This window comes from Streptomyces luteogriseus (assembly GCF_014205055.1).
GTDB classification, from domain to species: domain Bacteria; phylum Actinomycetota; class Actinomycetes; order Streptomycetales; family Streptomycetaceae; genus Streptomyces; species Streptomyces luteogriseus.
Genome location: NZ_JACHMS010000001.1, coordinates 6468457 through 6483384, shown reverse-complemented (window position 1 = coordinate 6483384; position 14928 = coordinate 6468457). Strand labels below are relative to the sequence as shown.

Genomic DNA, 14928 nt, shown 5'->3' with positions numbered 1-14928 from the left:
GCGGCCATGCAGCCCAAAACCCGCCAAAACGCCCCACTGGACGAGCGGATCACCGGAGCCCTGGTCGGGGCGGCCGTCGGCGACGCGCTCGGCGGTCCCGTCGAGGGCTACGCGCCCGAGCAGATCCTCGAACGCCACGGCGGCCGCGTCCACGGCATCGTCGGCCCCTGGCACGGCGACGACTGGCGCACGGCCCGCCCTCTCGCCCCGTACCACAAGGGCGACGGCCACGTCACCGACGACACCTTGATGACCCACGCCCTGGTGCGCGTCTACGCCCGGGTCCGCGACCACCTCGACGCCTACGCCATCGCCGACCACCTGGTCCCGGACCTGATGACCGAGCGGCGCTGGATCCCGGAGCTGGAGAGCGAGGCCCTCCCCCTCCAGCGGATCTTCCTGGCGGAGAAGTGGCTGGTGACGAGGATCCACTACGGCCACGCCGACCCGCGCGAGGCCGGCACCGGCAACATCGTCAACTGCGGCGCGGCGATGTACATGGCCCCGGTCGGCCTGGTCAACGCGGCCGACCCGCGGGCGGCGTACGCCGAGGCCCTCGACGTAGCCGGCGCCCACCAGTCGTCGTACGGCCGTGAGGCGGCGGGTGTCCTGGCCGCGGCGGTGGCGGCGGCATGCACCCCGGGCGCGACCCCGGACTCGGTCGTCTCGACGTGTCTGGCCCTCGCGAAGGACGGCACCCGGGCCGCGATCGAGCGGGTCTGCGAGGAGGCGGTGCGCCACACGGACTTCGAGTCCGCTCTGCGCCCGCTGCGCGAGGCGGTGACCCCGTACGACACGGTGGGCCCCGACTACCGGGCCCCCTCGCTCGGCGCCCGCCGCCCGTCCCGTCTGCACGCGATCGAGGAACTGCCCGTCGCGCTGGGCATGGTGCTCGTGGCGCGGGGCGACTACCGCCACGCGGTCCTCGGCGCGGTGAACTACGGCCGCGACTGCGACTCCATCGCCACGATGGCCGGCGCCGTGGCCGGGGCGCTGGGCTCACCGGTCCCGGAGGACTGGGCCAAGACGGTCGCGGAAGCCAGCCGCCTGGACCTCTGGGAACCGGCGGCCACCCTGACGGCCGTGACCCGCGAGATCTTCGAGCGGGACGTGACCCGCCGCCGCGCCCACGAGCGGGCCTTCGCCTCCCTCGGAGGCCAGGAATGCTCCGCCTGACCTGGGTCCAGCCGGAGGACCTGCTCGGCCACGAACTCCGGCAGGCGGCCCAGGACGGCCGCGAGCCCAAGGCCGTCGCGGCCCGCTGGCGAGCGGCGGGCGGCCCCGAGGCCCCGGCCACCGCGGGCGCCTCCCCCACCCCGGCGTCCCGCTACCTCCGCCGGCTGGCGGAGGACCTCCTGGACGAACTGGCCGATCTCCCGAGCGCGTTGGCGGACGACGAACCGACGGACCTGGGGAGGATCCGGTCCGCCTGCCCCGACTGGCCGGAGCCGGTGGGCACCACGGCCACCACCACCCCGCAGGCCCTGGAAGCCGCCTGGCTCGGCCGCGCCACCGGCTGCCTCCTCGGCAAACCGGTCGAGAAGCTCCCGCTCGACGCGATCCGCCGACTCGCCCGGTCCACCGGCAACTGGCCCCTCACCACCTACTTCACCGCCCGGGGCGTCCCGCGGGAGCTCCTCGAACGGCACCCCTGGAACCGCCGCTCGGCGCCCACCTCCCTCGCCGAGAACATCGACGGCATGCCCGAGGACGACGACCTCAACTACCCCCTGATCAACCTCGTCCTCCTGCAACGCCACGGCCGGGCGTTCACCACCACGGACGTGGCCCGCACCTGGCTCGACGAACTCCCCGCCGGCCGCACCTTCACCGCCGAACGCATCGCCTACCGCAACCTCCTCTCCGGCCTGGAACCCCCGCACACCGCCCGCTTTCGCAACCCGTTCCGCGAGTGGATCGGCGCCCTGATCCGCGCCGACGTCCACGGCTGGACCAATCCGGGCGACCCGGCCGCGGCAGCCGAACAGGCCCACCGGGACGCGACTCTCACGCACACCGCCAACGGCGTCTACGCGGCGATGTTCACGGCGGCCACCCTCGCCACGGCGGCGACCGGCGACCACGACGTCCACACCTGCCTGCGCACCGGTCTCACCGTCGTCCCCCCACGCTCCCGCCTGGCCCGAGCCGTCCGTCAGGCCGTTCAACTCGCGCACGAACAGGCGGACTTCGAGTCGGTCGTCGACGCCCTCCACGCCACCCACGCCGATACCCACCACTGGGTGCACGCCGTCCCCAACACCGCCCTGATCGCCGCCGCCCTCACCCATGCGAACGGTGACTTCGACGGCTCCGTCTGCCGTGCCGTCAGCGGCGGCTGGGACACCGATTCCAACGGCGCGACGGCCGGCTCCGTCGCCGGGCTGCTGGCCGGGCACCCCACGGCGCTCCCCGACCGCTGGACGGCACCCCTGAAGAACCGGCTGGCCACGTCAGTCGGCGACTTCGACGGCATCGGCTTCGACACCCTCGCCCACCTCACGCACCGGGAGACCCACCGCCCATGACAGCACCCACGACCGCGGCCCTCACCGGCCTCCGCGTCCTCGACCTCGCCACCCTCTTCGCCGGCCCGATGGCCGCCACCCTGCTCGGCGACTTCGGCGCCGAGGTCGTCAAGATCGAGCACCCGGGGAAGCCGGACCCCTCCCGCGGCCACGGCCCGTCGAAGGACGGCGTGGGCCTGTGGTGGAAAATGCTCGGCCGCAACAAGCGGACCATGACCCTGGACCTGTCGAAGCCCGGCGGCCGCGCCACCCTCCTGCGGCTGGCCGCCACCACCGACGTGATCATCGAGAACTTCCGCCCCGGCACCCTGGAGAAGTGGGACCTGGGCTGGCCGGAGCTGTCGGCCGTCAACCCCCGCCTGGTCCTGGCCCGCGTCACCGGCTTCGGCCAGTTCGGCCCCTACGCGCATCGGCCCGGCTTCGGCACCCTCGCCGAGGCGATGAGCGGCTTCGCCGCGATCACCGGCGAACCGGGCTCGCCCCCGACCCTCCCGCCGTTCGGCCTGGCGGACTCCATCGCGGGCCTGACGACGGCGTACGCGGTGATGACGGCGCTCGCCGCCCGCGAGCGCACCGGTGAGGGCCAGGTCGTCGACATGGCCCTGATCGAGCCGATCCTGGCCGCCCTCGGCCCCCAGCCCCTCTGGTACGACCAGCTCGGCCACGTCCAGCCCCGCACCGGCAACCGCTCCCCCAACAACGCCCCGCGCGGCGTCTACCGCACCGCGGACGGCACCTGGGTCGCCGTCTCCACCTCGGCCCAGTCGGTCGCGGAACGCGTGATGCACCTGGTCGGCCGCCCGGAACTGATCGACGAGCCCTGGTTCGCCTCGGGCGCCGACCGCGCCCGGCACGCGGACGTCCTGGACGAGGCCGTCGGCGGCTGGATCGCCGTGCGCACCCGCACGGACGTCATGGCCGCCTTCGAGAAGGCCGAGGCGGCGGTGGCGCCGGTCCAGGACGTCCGGGACGTGATGGCGGACCCGCAGTACCAGGCCCTGGGCACCATCACCACCGTCGACGACCCCGAACTCGGCCCGCTGCGCATGCAGAACGTCCTCTTCCGGCTCTCCGCCACGCCCGGCGCGATCCGCTGGGCCGGGCGCCCGCACGGCGCCGACACCGAGGAAATCCTGACCGAGCTGGGCCTGTCCCCGGACGACGTCACGGCGCTGCGGGCGGAGGGCGCCCTGTGACGGCGTACCCGCTCACCTGGCTCTACGCCCCGGGCGACCGTCCTCAGGTGGTCGCGAAGGCCCTGGCCTCCGGCGCCGACGTCGTCGTCATCGACCTGGAGGACGCGGTCGCCTCCGACCGCAAGGACTACGCCCGGGCCGCCACCGCCGACCTGCTCGCACACCCGCCGGACGTCCCGGTCCATGTCCGCGTCAACGCCCCGGACAGTCCCTGGGGCGAGCGGGACATCGCGGCCCTGGCCCCGGCTCCCGGGCTTTCCGGTCTCCGCCTCGCCAAGATCACCTCACCCGCCGAGGTCGCCCACGCGGCACGCCGAGCCGCTCGGGCCGACCTGTACGCCCTGCTGGAGACGGCTCTCGCCGTGGAGCAGGCGTACGCCATCGCCGGTGCCCATCCGAACCTGCGCGGTATCGCGCTCGGCGAGGCCGATCTGCGGGCCGACCTCGGCGTGCGCGACGACACCGGCCTCGACTGGCCCCGCTCCCGGGTGGTCGTGGCGGCCCGGGCCGCCGGTCTGCCGCCTCCGCCCCAGTCCGTCCACCCGGACACCCGCGACCTGGACGGACTGGCGGCCTCCTGCGCCCACGGCCGCGCCCTGGGATTCCTCGGCCGTGCCGCGATCCACCCCCGTCAGCTTTCGGTGATCGAACGCGCCTATCTGCCCACCGAGGCGGAGATCGAGCGGGCGGAGACGGTGCTCAAGGCGGCCGCCACGGATCAGGGCGCCCAGGCTCTGCCCGACGGCCGCTTCGTCGACGCGGCGGTGGTGACGGCGGCCCAGCGGACCCTGTCCCTGGCGCGCCGCCGCTGACATGCCGAGAGCGCCCGGGATGACTCCCGGGCGCTCTCGGCATGTCACATACGGCAGGCCGTCAGGTCTTCTTCCCCGACCCGGCCTCGTTCGTGGTGGTCTTCCCGGCGGCGTCCGCCCCGGTCTCGGAATTGTCCGTGCTCTCGTCGTCCTCGGCGGTGCCCTCGGACTGCTCGCCGCCGTCGGCGTCGTCACCGGAGGCCACGGCGCCCGGCTCCACGACGTCCTCCCGCCCGGGCCGCTTCCTGGACGACAGCACCAGGTAGGTCACCGCGAGCAGGAACACCAGGATCGCGGTCCAGACGTTCAGCCGGAGGCCCAGGATGTGGTGGGCGTCGTCGACCCGCATGTACTCGATCCACGCCCGGCCCGTGCAGTACGCGGCGACGTACAGCGCGAACGCCCGGCCGTGTCCGAGGCGGAAGCGGCGGTCCGCCCAGATGACGAGGAACGCCACACCGATGCACCACAGCGACTCGTAGAGGAACGTCGGGTGGTACGTGCCCGGCACCCGTCCGTCCGACGAGGAGGTGATCTCCAGAGCCCAGGGCAGATCGGTGGGCTTGCCGTACAGCTCCTGGTTGAACCAGTTGCCCCAGCGGCCGATCGCCTGCGCGAAGGCGATGCCGGGGGCGATGGCGTCGGCGTACGCGGGCAGCGGGATGCCCCGGCGGCGGCAGCCGATCCACGCGCCCACCGCGCCGAGTGCGATCGCGCCCCAGATACCGAGGCCGCCCTCCCAGATCTTGAAGGCGTCCACCCAGTCACGGCCCTCGCTGAAGTACAGCTCGTAGTCCGTGATCACGTGGTAGAGCCGGCCGCCGACCAGGCCGAAGGGCACGGCCCAGACAGCGATGTCGGCCACCGTGCCGGCCCGCCCGCCCCGGGCGATCCAGCGCTTGTTGCCGAGCCAGACCGCGACGAAGACGCCGATGATGATGCAGAACGCGTAGCCGCGCAGCGGAATGGGGCCGAGGTACAGCACCCCGCGCGACGGGCTGGGAATGAAGGCAAGTTCCATGGCAGGGTCGACGCTACCGTGCCGCACCGGGCCCGCGACGGGCAGCCCGGCTACGGGTCCATAACGGGGGCGTGAGAAGACCCTTACTCCTTGTTCGCCTCCTGCACCATCTGCTTCAGCTTGGCCGGGGTCATCGTGCGGTCCTGGTAGATGTTCTTGCCGTCGAACAGCACGGTCGGCGTGCCCGAGAAGCCGCCCTTGTTGAAGGCCTGGTGGGACTTGGCGACCCAGCCGTTGTGCGTGCCCTTCTCGACACAGGTGCGGAAGGCGGGGGTGTCCAGGCCGTCGACCTTGCCGGCCAGCTCGATCAGCTTGGCGTTGTCCGCGAAGGCGTCGTCGACCTCCGAGGGCTGGTTGTCGAAGAGCACGTCGTGGTACGCGGGGAACTTCCCGGCGTCCTGGGCGCAGGCCGCGGCGTTGGCCGCGTTGCGGGAGCCCGTGCCGCGCATGTTGCCGTCGATGAGGGTGACCAGGTGGTACTCCACCTTCAGCCGGCCCGCGTTCGTCAGCTCGTGGATCACCGGCCGGTACGCCGTCTCGAAGGACTTGCACGCGGGGCAGCGGAAGTCCTCCCACACCGTGAGCGTGGACTTGGCGCTGTCCTTGCCGACCGGGATGGCCAGGCTGTCCTTGCCCTGGGCTCCCGAGGGCGCCACGACCGGGCCCGAGGCCTCACTGTCGTCGTCCTTGCCGGCGTTGGCCGCGACGACACCGATCACCGCCGCGAGTCCCAGGACGGCGACGACGGCCCCGCCCACGATCAGCGCGCGCCGGCGCTTGTCCGCGGACTTCTGCTTCTCGCGCTCGACCGCCAGCTTCTCCCGGGCGGTGCGCTTTCCCTCACGGTTCTTCTCGCTCACACCCCGGAAACGAACCGGGGAGGCGCAGCGCGCCTCCCCGGCCCCAGGTCCACCCGTACGAGGGACCTGTATGACTTCCGGCGTTCTTACGCCCGCCCGCGCACGCCCTTGGCGAGGTCGCCGGCGAGCGCGCGCACGGCCTCGACACCGGCCGCGTCGTCCGGGGCGTCCAGCATGGCCTTGACGAAGGCCGAGCCGACGATCACGCCGTCGGCGAAGCCCGCGACCTCGGCGGCCTGGGCGGGGTTGGAGACGCCGAGCCCGACGCAGACCGGCAGGTCCGTCCCCGTGGCCCGGGTGCGTTCCACCAGGTCCTGGGCCTGATTGCTGACGCTGGCGCGGGTGCCGGTGACGCCCATGAGGGAGGCGGCGTAGACGAAGCCGCTGCCCGCCGCGGTGATCTGCGCGAGCCGCTCGTCCTTGCTGCTGGGGGCGACGACGAAGACGGTGGCGAGACCGTGCTTCTCGGCGTGCTCCCGCCACAGGGCCGACTCCTGCACGGGCAGGTCGGGCAGGATGCACCCGGCGCCGCCCGCCTCGGCGAGCTCGGCGGTGAACCGTTCGACGCCGTAGCGGTCGATGGGGTTCCAGTACGTCATGACGAGGATGGGCTTGCCGGTGGCGGCGTGGGCCTCGCGGACCGTGCGCATCACGTCGGCGATCTTGACGCCGCCGCGCAGGGCGATGTCGTCGGCGGTCTGGATGACCGGACCGTCGAGGACGGGGTCGCTGTGCGGCAGGCCCACCTCGACGACGTCGGCGCCGCCGTCGATGACGGCCTTGATCGCCTCGATGCCGCCGTCCACGGTCGGGAACCCGGCCGGGAGGTAGGCGATGAGGGCGGAGCGCCCTTCGGACTTGGCCGCTGCGAGGGTGTCGCTCAACAGCCTGATGTTCCCGCTCACTTGGCGTCCCCCTCGATCTCGGCGGTGCCGGAGGCGTCCTCGGCGACCTCGGCGTCCGTGTCGTACAGGCCGAAGTAGCGCGCGGCGGTGTCCATGTCCTTGTCGCCGCGGCCGGACAGATTGACCACGATCAGCCCGTCCTTGCCGAGCTCCCGGCCGACCTCCAGGGCGCCGGCCAGGGCGTGGGCGCTCTCGATGGCCGGGATGATGCCCTCGGTGCGCGAGAGCAGGCGCAGGGCCTGCATCGCCGCGTCGTCGGTGACCGCGCGGTACTCGCCGCGGCCGGAGTCCTTCAGGTACGCGTGCTCGGGGCCGATGCCCGGGTAGTCCAGACCGGCCGAGATCGAGTACGGCTCGGTGATCTGGCCCTCGTCGTCCTGGAGGACGTAGGAGCGGGAGCCGTGCAGGATGCCGGGCTCTCCGGCGGTGAGGGTCGCCGCGTGCTCGCCGGTCTCGACCCCGTGTCCGGCGGGCTCGCAGCCGATGAGGCGGACGTCCGTGTCGGGGATGAAGGCGTGGAAGAGGCCGATGGCGTTGGAGCCGCCGCCGACGCAGGCGACGGCCGCGTCGGGCAGGCGTCCGGCGCGCTCCAGGAGCTGGCGGCGGGTCTCGACGCCGATGACCCGGTGGAAGTCGCGGACCATCGCCGGGAAGGGGTGCGGTCCGGCGACGGTGCCGAAGAGGTAGTGGGTGCGGTCGACGTTGGCGACCCAGTCGCGGAAGGCCTCGTTGATGGCGTCCTTCAGCGTGCGGCTGCCGGACTTCACGGCGATGACCTCGGCGCCGAGCATGCGCATCCGGGCCACGTTGAGGGCCTGGCGCTGGGTGTCGATCTCGCCCATGTAGATGGTGCAGTCGAGGCCGAACAGCGCGCAGGCGGTGGCCGTGGCCACGCCGTGCTGGCCGGCGCCCGTCTCGGCGATGACCCGGGTCTTGCCCATGCGCTTGGTGAGCAGAGCCTGGCCCAGGACGTTGTTGATCTTGTGGGAGCCGGTGTGGTTGAGGTCCTCGCGCTTGAGGAAGACGCGGGCGCCACCCGCTTCCGCGGCGAAGCGGGGGACCTCGGTGAGCGCCGAGGGGCGGCCGGTGTAATTGACCAGGAGGTCGTCGAGTTCCTTGGCGAACTCGGGGTCGTGCTTGGCCTTGTCGTACTCGACGGCCACCTCGTCGACGGCTGCGACGAGGGCCTCGGGGATGAACTTGCCGCCGAATGCCCCGAAGTAGCCTTCGGGGTTGGGCGATTGACCCTCGGGGTCGGGGATGAAGAACTGGCTGGGCATGCGGATACCTCACGGTGAGTGTGTGTTGATCACTAATCGCCGTGGGGGCGAGGACTTCCTGTCGGCTGCGGGCCCATCGAGGCTGGTCGCGCAGTTCCCCGCGCCCCTAGAGGGCGCGCTGCCATCGCATGCCGTTGACCTGCCCGGGCTCGTCACCGATGACGTACCGGACGCGGCGGCCGTGGATCCGGCGGGCCGGTGCACGGCAGCCGCGGGGGCGGCAGCCGCGCGCGAGGCGGGCGTACCGGTCCACGGTCGTCATGGTGGGAGTCATCGGGGCAAGCCTAGCGGGTGATCAGCTCCGGCCGTGCCGGAGTGCGGGGTGCTCGCCGGCCGCCACCAGGTCCGAGACCGCCGTCCTCGGGTCCTTGCCGGTGACGAGGGACTCGCCGACCAGGACCGCGTCGGCGCCGGCGTTGGCGTACGCGATGAGGTCGTGCGGGCCCCGGACACCGGACTCGGCGATCTTGATGATGTGGTCGGGGATCTCCGGTGCCACCCGCTCGAACGTGCCGCGGTCGACCTCGAGGGTCTTGAGGTTGCGCGCGTTGACGCCGATCACACGGGCGCCCGCGTCCACCGCCCGCTCGACCTCGTCCTCGTCGTGCACCTCGACGAGCGGCGTGAGCCCGATGGACTCGGCGCGCTCGATGAGGGACTCCAGGGCGGGCTGGTCGAGGGCGGCGACGATCAGCAGCACGACGTCGGCGCCGTAGGCGCGGGCCTCCCACAGCTGGTACGACGTGACGATGAAGTCCTTGCGCAGCACGGGGATGTCCACCCGGGCGCGGACGGCCTCCAGGTCGGCGAGCGAACCGCCGAAGCGGCGCTCCTCGGTGAGGACGGAGATGACGGCCGCACCGCCCGCCTCGTAGTCCGCGGCGAGTCCGGCCGGGTCGGCGATCGCGGCCAGCGCACCCTTGGAGGGGCTGGAGCGCTTGACCTCGCAGATGACCTTGACGCCCTCGCCGCGCAGTGCGGCCGCGCCGTCCTTGGCCGCGGGAGCCTTCGCCGCGCGCTCCTTGAGCTCGTCGAGGCTGACGCGCGCCTGCCGCTCCGCAAGGTCGGCACGGACTCCGTCGATGATCTCGTCGAGCACACTCACGCGAGCGGCCCCCTTCCAGACTCTTGACAGTTCCAGCGACCGATCGAAAACCGATGGTCACTGCGATGGTATCCGCAGCGGGGCGTAGGCCTCACATCCGGTTGACGCCGGTCCCACTACCTGGACATCCGCCTGTTGATCAAGGATGGAGCCAGCCACCGAAGGGCAGGTTCCGGACAGCGGTGAAGACCAGCAGCAACGCTCCGAGGCTCCACACCAGTCCCGGGCGGGGGTCGATCCGCAGCGGGCGCCCGCGGACCGCGTGGACCACCCATACGGTCCACAGCGCGGCGAAGCCCAGATAGCCGAGGGTCGCGAGCGCGTTGGCGTGCAGCGCCGCGAGGACGTCCCCGTGGACGAAGGCGTGCGCGCTGCGCAGGCCGCCGCAGCCGGGGCAGTACAGGCCGGTGTAGCGCAACAGCGGGCAGACGGGGTAGTGGCCGGGTTCGTTGGGGTCCACGGTGCCCACGTAGGCGAAGGCGGCGGCGACGGCCGCGAGCACCCCGGCGGGGACGGCCAGACGGCTCGGGACGCTCTGCGTCACCCTTCGGCTCTCGGCGTTCACGGTATGCATTGTGCCCCGCACGCGCGTGAGGGGCGGTTCCGGCACTCGTGTGCCAGCGCCGCCCCTCACGTGAGGACGTGCTCCGCGGACCGTGCCGCGGGGGTCAGCTCCCGGCGCCGGCCGGCTCGCGGTCGCCCGTGGTCCGGTGCGGCTGGTGCGCTTCCTTGGGCTGGCCCAGGCCCATCATCCGCATGATGCCGCCGACGACACCGCCGAGCAGCACGACCACCATGCCCGCCCAGAAGCCCACCGGCTGGTCCAGCACCATGAACGCGCCCGAGACGCAGAAACCGATGAAGGCGATCGTGACACCGGTCCAGGCGGCCGGGGTGTGACCGTGGCTGCTGCCCGCCATTGCTTGCTCCTCGTTGCTGTGTGCGTGTCTGAGCAGGACGCTCGGGCCCATTGTCCCGCACGCGTGCCCGCTCGGTGAGCGGGGGTGCTCCCCGGTCCCCCGGGTGGGCTCAGGCCCCGGTCGGGTCCTCGCCGCGGTCGAGTGCCTTCCACAGGTCCTCCGGCCGGTCGGGGTCGACGGCGGGGGTCTTGCGGCGCGGCTGGGGCGTCGCGCCGCGCTCGTATCGGCCGGACATGGCGGGCCACAGCCGCCCGTAGCGCAGGGCGAGGAGTCCGGCGACCAGGATCAGGACGCCGCCGACGACCGCGACGTACGGCCAGGCGGTGTGGCTGAGGGCGTCGACGGAGGCCGAGGTGTCGCCGGAGGCCTGGGCGGCCTGCTCGTCGAGCGCGGAGCTGTCGGAGGCGCCGAGCAGGGCCGCGGCGACGATGCCGGCGCCGGAGAGCGCCAGCAGCGCGGCGACGACGAAGCGGCCGGCGCGGCGGACGGCGAACACGGCGACGAGCGCGGCGAGGCCCACTATGGCGAGCGCCGCGGGAACGCCCGTGACGTCGCTGCCCTTGGCGGTCAGGGGGAAGGCGCCGCCGGCCACCGTCGCGGTGCCCTGCGACCATTGCTGCCGGGTGGCGAGCAGCGCCACGGCAGCGCCGAGCGCGCCGCTCAGCAGCGCGACGGCGAGGCTCAGGCGGCCGGCCCGGGCGGATCCGGGGGCTTCGGAACGGGGGTGCGGTACGGCAGTCACGTACCCCACTATCGCCTGAACCCCGGGCGAACCGTCACCCGGGGTTCATCTCAGGCCTTTCCCAGCCGGTTCGCCGTGTGGACGGCCCGCAGCACCGCGGCCGCCTTGTTGCGGCACTCGGTGTCCTCGGCGACCGGGTCGGAGTCGGCGACGATGCCCGCTCCGGCCTGCACGTACGCGGTGCCGTCCCGCAGGAGGGCGGTGCGGATGGCGATGGCGGTGTCGGAGTCGCCGGCGAAGTCGAGGTAGCCGACGCAGCCGCCGTAGAGGCCGCGCCGGGAGGGTTCGAGTTCATCGATGATCTGCATGGCGCGGGGCTTCGGGGCGCCGGAGAGGGTGCCGGCCGGGAAGCAGGCGGTGAGGACGTCGAAGGCGGTACGGCCCGGGGCGACGCGGCCCGTCACCGTCGAGACGATGTGCATGACGTGCGAGTACCGCTCGACGGACATGAAGTCGACGACCTCGACCGAGCCGGGCTCGCAGACCCGCCCCAGGTCGTTACGGCCCAGGTCGACGAGCATGAGGTGCTCGGCGCGCTCCTTGGGGTCGGCGAGCAGCTCCTCGGCGAGGGCCTGGTCCTCCTGCGGGGTGGCGCCGCGCCAGCGGGTGCCGGCGATGGGGTGGACCATGGCCCGGCCGTCCTCGACCTTGACCAGGGCCTCGGGGGACGAGCCGACGACGTCGAACCCGTCGAAGCGGAACAGGTACATGTACGGGGACGGGTTGGTGGCCCGCAGGACCCGGTAGACGTCGAGCGCGCTCGCCGTGCACGGCGTCTCGAACCGCTGGGAGGGGACCACCTGGAAGGCCTCACCGGCGCGGATGCGCTCCTTGATGTCCTCGACGGCCACCTGGAAGTCGGGGCCGCCCCACAGCGCGGTGTACTCGGGGAGTTCGGAGGGCGGGAGGACGGCCGGGGGCTGGGCGACCGGGCGGGAGAGGTCGGCCTCCATGGCGTCGAGGCGGGCGACGGCGTCGGCGTGGGCCTCGTCGACGCCCGTCTCCAGGTCGTTGTGGTTGATCGCGTTGGCGATCAGCAGGACCGAGCCCTCCCAGTGGTCCATGACGGCCAGGTCGCTGGTGAGGAGCATGGTCAGCTCGGGCAGCTTCAGGTCGTCGCGCTCGCCGGGGCCGATCTTCTCCAGGCGGCGGACGATGTCGTAGCCGAGGTAGCCGACCATGCCGCCGGTGAAGGGCGGCATGCCCTCCTGGTGGGGCGTGTGCAGGGCTTCGATGGTGGCGCGCAGGGCGGCGAGGGGGTCGCCGTCCGTGGGGACGCCGACGGGCGGGGCGCCGAGCCAGTGGGCCTGTCCGTCGCGTGCGGTCAGGGTCGCTGCGGAGCGCACGCCCACGAAGGAGTACCGGGACCAGGAGCGGCCGTTCTCCGCGGATTCCAGCAGGAAGGTGCCGGGGCGCTCGGCGGCGAGCTTGCGGTAGAGCGCGACCGGGGTGTCGCCGTCGGCGAGGAGCTTGCGGGTGACGGGGACGACCCGCCGGTCGGTGGCGAGCTTGCGGAAGGTCTCGAGGTCCATGGCCGCTGACCTTACTGATCCGCGACGGGGCCGGCGGGACCGCCGTCCTTGAGGAGCACGTCCTCGTCGAAACAGGTGCGGGCACCGGTGTGGCAGGCGGCACCCACCTGGTCGACCTTGACGAGCACGGTGTCGGCGTCGCAGTCCAGGGCGACGGACTTCACCCACTGGAAGTGGCCGGAGGTGTCGCCCTTGACCCAGTACTCGCCGCGGCTGCGCGACCAGTAGGTGCACCGGCCGGTGGTCAGGGTGCGGTGCAGCGCCTCGTCGTCCATCCAGCCGAGCATGAGCACCTCTCCGGTGTCGTACTGCTGGGCGATGGCGGGCAGGAGGCCGTCGGGGCTGCGCTTGAGGCGCACGGCGATCTCCGGGTCGAGGCGACTGGGCGTGCTGGTCATGGTGACCATTGTGCCGCGCGCCACCGACAGGCCGGGTGGAGTGTCCGCTGTGCGGACCTGACGGGCGGTCGTAGGCTGGCCGCATGTCGACCCATGCCAAGCGCGAACGACTTCTCCTCGCCGACCTGTTGGAGACCGCGGGCCCGGACGCGCCCACCCTGTGCGAGGGCTGGACGACCCGGGACCTCGCGGCGCACGTCGTGGTGCGCGAGCGCCGCCCGGACGCCGCCGGCGGCATACTGATCAAGCAGCTCGCGCCGCGCCTGGAGAAGGTGATGGCGGAGTACACCGACAAGCCGTACGAGGAGCTGATCCAGCTGATCCGTACGGGTCCGCCGCGTTTCTCGCCCTTCTCCCTCAAGCCGGTCGACGAGGCGTCGAACATCATCGAGTTCTACGTCCACACCGAGGACGTCCGCCGGGCCCAGCCCGACTGGTCCCCGCGCGACCTCGACCCGGTCTTCCAGGACGCCCTGTGGTCCCGCCTGGAGCGCACCGCGCGTCTGATGGGCCGCGGCGTCCCGACGGGCCTGGTCCTGCGCCGGCCCGACGGCCAGACGGCGGTGGCCCACCGCGGCACCCCGGTGGTCACCGTGACCGGCGAGCCGTCCGAACTGGTCCTGTTCTGCTACGGCCGTCAGAGCGCGGCCAAGGTCGGCCTGGACGGCGACGAGAACGCGATCGCGAAGCTGCACGAGTCGAAGCAGCTCGGGATCTGAGGGATCCGAGGGATCCGAGGGATCCGAGGGATCCGAGGGATCCGAGGGATCCGAGGGATCCGAGGGATCCGAGGGATCCGAGGGATCTGAGGGACAGGCGAGAGCCCCGGCCGCACCACGCGGCCGGGGCTCTCGTCAGACGGGGACGTCACCGCACCGGGTGTCCCGCCTCCCGCAGCGTCTCCTTGACCTGGCCGATCCGCAGATCCCCGAAGTGGAACACCGAGGCCGCAAGGACCGCGTCCGCGCCCGCCTCGACGGCCGGGGGGAAGTCGGTCAGCCTGCCGGCGCCGCCCGAGGCGATGACGGGGACCGTGACGTGCTTGCGCACGGCCCGGATCATCTCCAGGTCGTAGCCGTCCTTGGTGCCGTCGGCGTCCATCGAGTTGAGCAGGATCTCACCGGCGCCCAGTTCGGCGGCCCGGTGGGCCCACTCGACGGCGTCGATGCCGGTGCCCTTGCGGCCGCCGTGGGTGGTGACCTCGAAGGAGCCCGACTCGGTGCGGCGGGCGTCGACCGACAGGACCAGCACCTGACGGCCGAAGCGCTCGGCGATCTCTCGGATCAGGTCGGGGCGGGCGATCGCGGCCGTGTTGACGCCGACCTTGTCCGCACCGGCGCGCAGCAGCTTGTCCACGTCCTCGGCCGTGCGGACGCCGCCGCCGACCGTGAGCGGGATGAACACCTGCTCGGCCGTGCGGCGCACCACGTCGTACGTGGTCTCGCGGTTGCCCGACGAGGCCGTGATGTCCAGGAACGTCAGCTCGTCGGCGCCCTCGGCGTCGTACACCTTGGCCATCTCGACGGGGTCGCCCGCGTCGCGCAGGTTCTGGAAGTTGACGCCCTTGACGACCCGGCCGTTGTCCACGTCCAGGCAGGGGATGACTCGGACCGCCAGGGTCATGAATCG

The 14928-nt window shown here is 72.7% G+C and carries 17 protein-coding genes; 5 read left to right on the top strand and 12 right to left on the bottom strand.

The genetic code is table 11. The features are described 5' to 3' along the window. Nucleotides 1-6 precede the first annotated feature (6 nt). The 4 genes from BJ965_RS28870 to BJ965_RS28855 are packed head-to-tail and all read left to right on the top strand — an operon-like array spanning nt 7 to nt 4536. On the top strand, nt 7-1176 hold the full coding sequence (locus BJ965_RS28870; RefSeq protein ID WP_184912491.1) for an ADP-ribosylglycohydrolase family protein: 1170 nt from the start codon (nt 7-9) through the stop codon (nt 1174-1176). After that, on the top strand, nt 1164-2528 hold the full coding sequence (locus tag BJ965_RS28865; protein ID WP_184912489.1) for an ADP-ribosylglycohydrolase family protein: 1365 nt from the start codon (nt 1164-1166) through the stop codon (nt 2526-2528). Before BJ965_RS28870 ends, BJ965_RS28865 begins: the two co-directional genes overlap by 13 nt. Continuing rightward, nucleotides 2525-3724 carry a CaiB/BaiF CoA transferase family protein gene (locus BJ965_RS28860; protein ID WP_184912487.1) on the top strand — a complete coding sequence of 400 codons (1200 nt, stop codon included), beginning with the start codon at nt 2525-2527 and terminating at the stop codon, nt 3722-3724. Before BJ965_RS28865 ends, BJ965_RS28860 begins: the two co-directional genes overlap by 4 nt. Continuing rightward, the gene (locus BJ965_RS28855) at nt 3721-4536 is read left to right on the top strand and encodes an HpcH/HpaI aldolase/citrate lyase family protein (RefSeq protein ID WP_184912485.1); all 816 of its coding nucleotides are present in this window, start codon (nt 3721-3723) and stop codon (nt 4534-4536) included. Before BJ965_RS28860 ends, BJ965_RS28855 begins: the two co-directional genes overlap by 4 nt. A gap of 61 nt (nt 4537-4597) precedes the next feature. Here BJ965_RS28855 and lgt read toward each other — a convergent pair whose 3' ends face one another. From lgt to hisI, 11 genes are all read right to left on the bottom strand, one after another. After that, the gene (lgt, locus tag BJ965_RS28850; protein ID WP_184912483.1) at nt 4598-5557 is read right to left on the bottom strand and encodes a prolipoprotein diacylglyceryl transferase; all 960 of its coding nucleotides are present in this window, start codon (nt 5555-5557) and stop codon (nt 4598-4600) included. Nucleotides 5558-5640: 83 nt separating this feature from the next. Then, entirely contained in the window at nt 5641-6417 is a 777-nt protein-coding gene (locus tag BJ965_RS28845) for a DsbA family protein (RefSeq protein ID WP_184912481.1), read from the bottom strand. A gap of 86 nt (nt 6418-6503) precedes the next feature. Further along, nucleotides 6504-7322, bottom strand: coding sequence for a tryptophan synthase subunit alpha (gene trpA / locus BJ965_RS28840; RefSeq protein ID WP_184912479.1), 819 nt, complete (start codon nt 7320-7322; stop codon nt 6504-6506). Continuing rightward, nucleotides 7319-8602 carry a tryptophan synthase subunit beta gene (trpB, locus tag BJ965_RS28835; protein WP_184912477.1) on the bottom strand — a complete coding sequence of 428 codons (1284 nt, stop codon included), beginning with the start codon at nt 8600-8602 and terminating at the stop codon, nt 7319-7321. Before trpB ends, trpA begins: the two co-directional genes overlap by 4 nt. A 106-nt stretch (nt 8603-8708) precedes the next feature. Next, nucleotides 8709-8876, bottom strand: coding sequence for a tryptophan biosynthesis modulator TrpM (trpM, locus tag BJ965_RS28830; protein WP_184912475.1), 168 nt, complete (start codon nt 8874-8876; stop codon nt 8709-8711). Nucleotides 8877-8897: 21 nt separating this feature from the next. After that, nucleotides 8898-9707, bottom strand: coding sequence for an indole-3-glycerol phosphate synthase TrpC (gene trpC / locus BJ965_RS28825; protein ID WP_184912472.1), 810 nt, complete (start codon nt 9705-9707; stop codon nt 8898-8900). A gap of 139 nt (nt 9708-9846) precedes the next feature. Beyond that, on the bottom strand, nt 9847-10281 hold the full coding sequence (locus BJ965_RS28820) for a DUF2752 domain-containing protein (RefSeq protein WP_184912471.1): 435 nt from the start codon (nt 10279-10281) through the stop codon (nt 9847-9849). A 94-nt stretch (nt 10282-10375) separates the two neighbouring features. Further along, nucleotides 10376-10627 carry an HGxxPAAW family protein gene (locus BJ965_RS28815; RefSeq protein ID WP_030848361.1) on the bottom strand — a complete coding sequence of 84 codons (252 nt, stop codon included), beginning with the start codon at nt 10625-10627 and terminating at the stop codon, nt 10376-10378. A gap of 109 nt (nt 10628-10736) precedes the next feature. Further along, nucleotides 10737-11378, bottom strand: a complete 642-nt coding sequence (locus tag BJ965_RS28810) for a TIGR02234 family membrane protein (protein WP_184912468.1) — start codon at nt 11376-11378, stop codon at nt 10737-10739. A gap of 41 nt (nt 11379-11419) precedes the next feature. Next, on the bottom strand, nt 11420-12901 hold the full coding sequence (locus BJ965_RS28805) for an anthranilate synthase component I (protein WP_184912466.1): 1482 nt from the start codon (nt 12899-12901) through the stop codon (nt 11420-11422). An 11-nt stretch (nt 12902-12912) separates the two neighbouring features. Next, complete coding sequence (gene hisI / locus BJ965_RS28800) at nt 12913-13299, bottom strand: phosphoribosyl-AMP cyclohydrolase (RefSeq protein WP_184912464.1); 387 nt, start codon at nt 13297-13299, stop codon at nt 12913-12915. Nucleotides 13300-13382: 83 nt separating this feature from the next. Between hisI and BJ965_RS28795 the strand changes: the two genes are divergently transcribed. Then, nucleotides 13383-14018 carry a TIGR03085 family metal-binding protein gene (locus tag BJ965_RS28795; RefSeq protein WP_184912462.1) on the top strand — a complete coding sequence of 212 codons (636 nt, stop codon included), beginning with the start codon at nt 13383-13385 and terminating at the stop codon, nt 14016-14018. A gap of 148 nt (nt 14019-14166) precedes the next feature. Here BJ965_RS28795 and hisF read toward each other — a convergent pair whose 3' ends face one another. Continuing rightward, entirely contained in the window at nt 14167-14922 is a 756-nt protein-coding gene (gene hisF, locus BJ965_RS28790) for an imidazole glycerol phosphate synthase subunit HisF (protein WP_184912460.1), read from the bottom strand. Nucleotides 14923-14928 lie beyond the last annotated feature (6 nt).

Bases quoted from the DNA above. Each gene is read 5' to 3' on its own strand.
- BJ965_RS28870 (WP_184912491.1), top strand. From the start codon at position 7: ATGCAGCCCAAAACCCGCCAAAACGCCCCACTGGACGAGCGGATCACC.
- BJ965_RS28865 (WP_184912489.1), top strand. From the start codon at position 1,164: ATGCTCCGCCTGACCTGGGTCCAGCCGGAGGACCTGCTCGGCCACGAA.
- BJ965_RS28860 (WP_184912487.1), top strand. From the start codon at position 2,525: ATGACAGCACCCACGACCGCGGCCCTCACCGGCCTCCGCGTCCTCGAC.
- lgt (WP_184912483.1), bottom strand. From the start codon at position 5,557: ATGGAACTTGCCTTCATTCCCAGCCCGTCGCGCGGGGTGCTGTACCTC.
- trpB (WP_184912477.1), bottom strand. From the start codon at position 8,602: ATGCCCAGCCAGTTCTTCATCCCCGACCCCGAGGGTCAATCGCCCAAC.
- trpM (WP_184912475.1), bottom strand. From the start codon at position 8,876: ATGACTCCCACCATGACGACCGTGGACCGGTACGCCCGCCTCGCGCGC.
- BJ965_RS28820 (WP_184912471.1), bottom strand. From the start codon at position 10,281: ATGCATACCGTGAACGCCGAGAGCCGAAGGGTGACGCAGAGCGTCCCG.
- BJ965_RS28815 (WP_030848361.1), bottom strand. From the start codon at position 10,627: ATGGCGGGCAGCAGCCACGGTCACACCCCGGCCGCCTGGACCGGTGTC.
- BJ965_RS28805 (WP_184912466.1), bottom strand. From the start codon at position 12,901: ATGGACCTCGAGACCTTCCGCAAGCTCGCCACCGACCGGCGGGTCGTC.
- hisI (WP_184912464.1), bottom strand. From the start codon at position 13,299: ATGACCAGCACGCCCAGTCGCCTCGACCCGGAGATCGCCGTGCGCCTC.
- BJ965_RS28795 (WP_184912462.1), top strand. From the start codon at position 13,383: ATGTCGACCCATGCCAAGCGCGAACGACTTCTCCTCGCCGACCTGTTG.
- hisF (WP_184912460.1), bottom strand. From the start codon at position 14,922: ATGACCCTGGCGGTCCGAGTCATCCCCTGCCTGGACGTGGACAACGGC.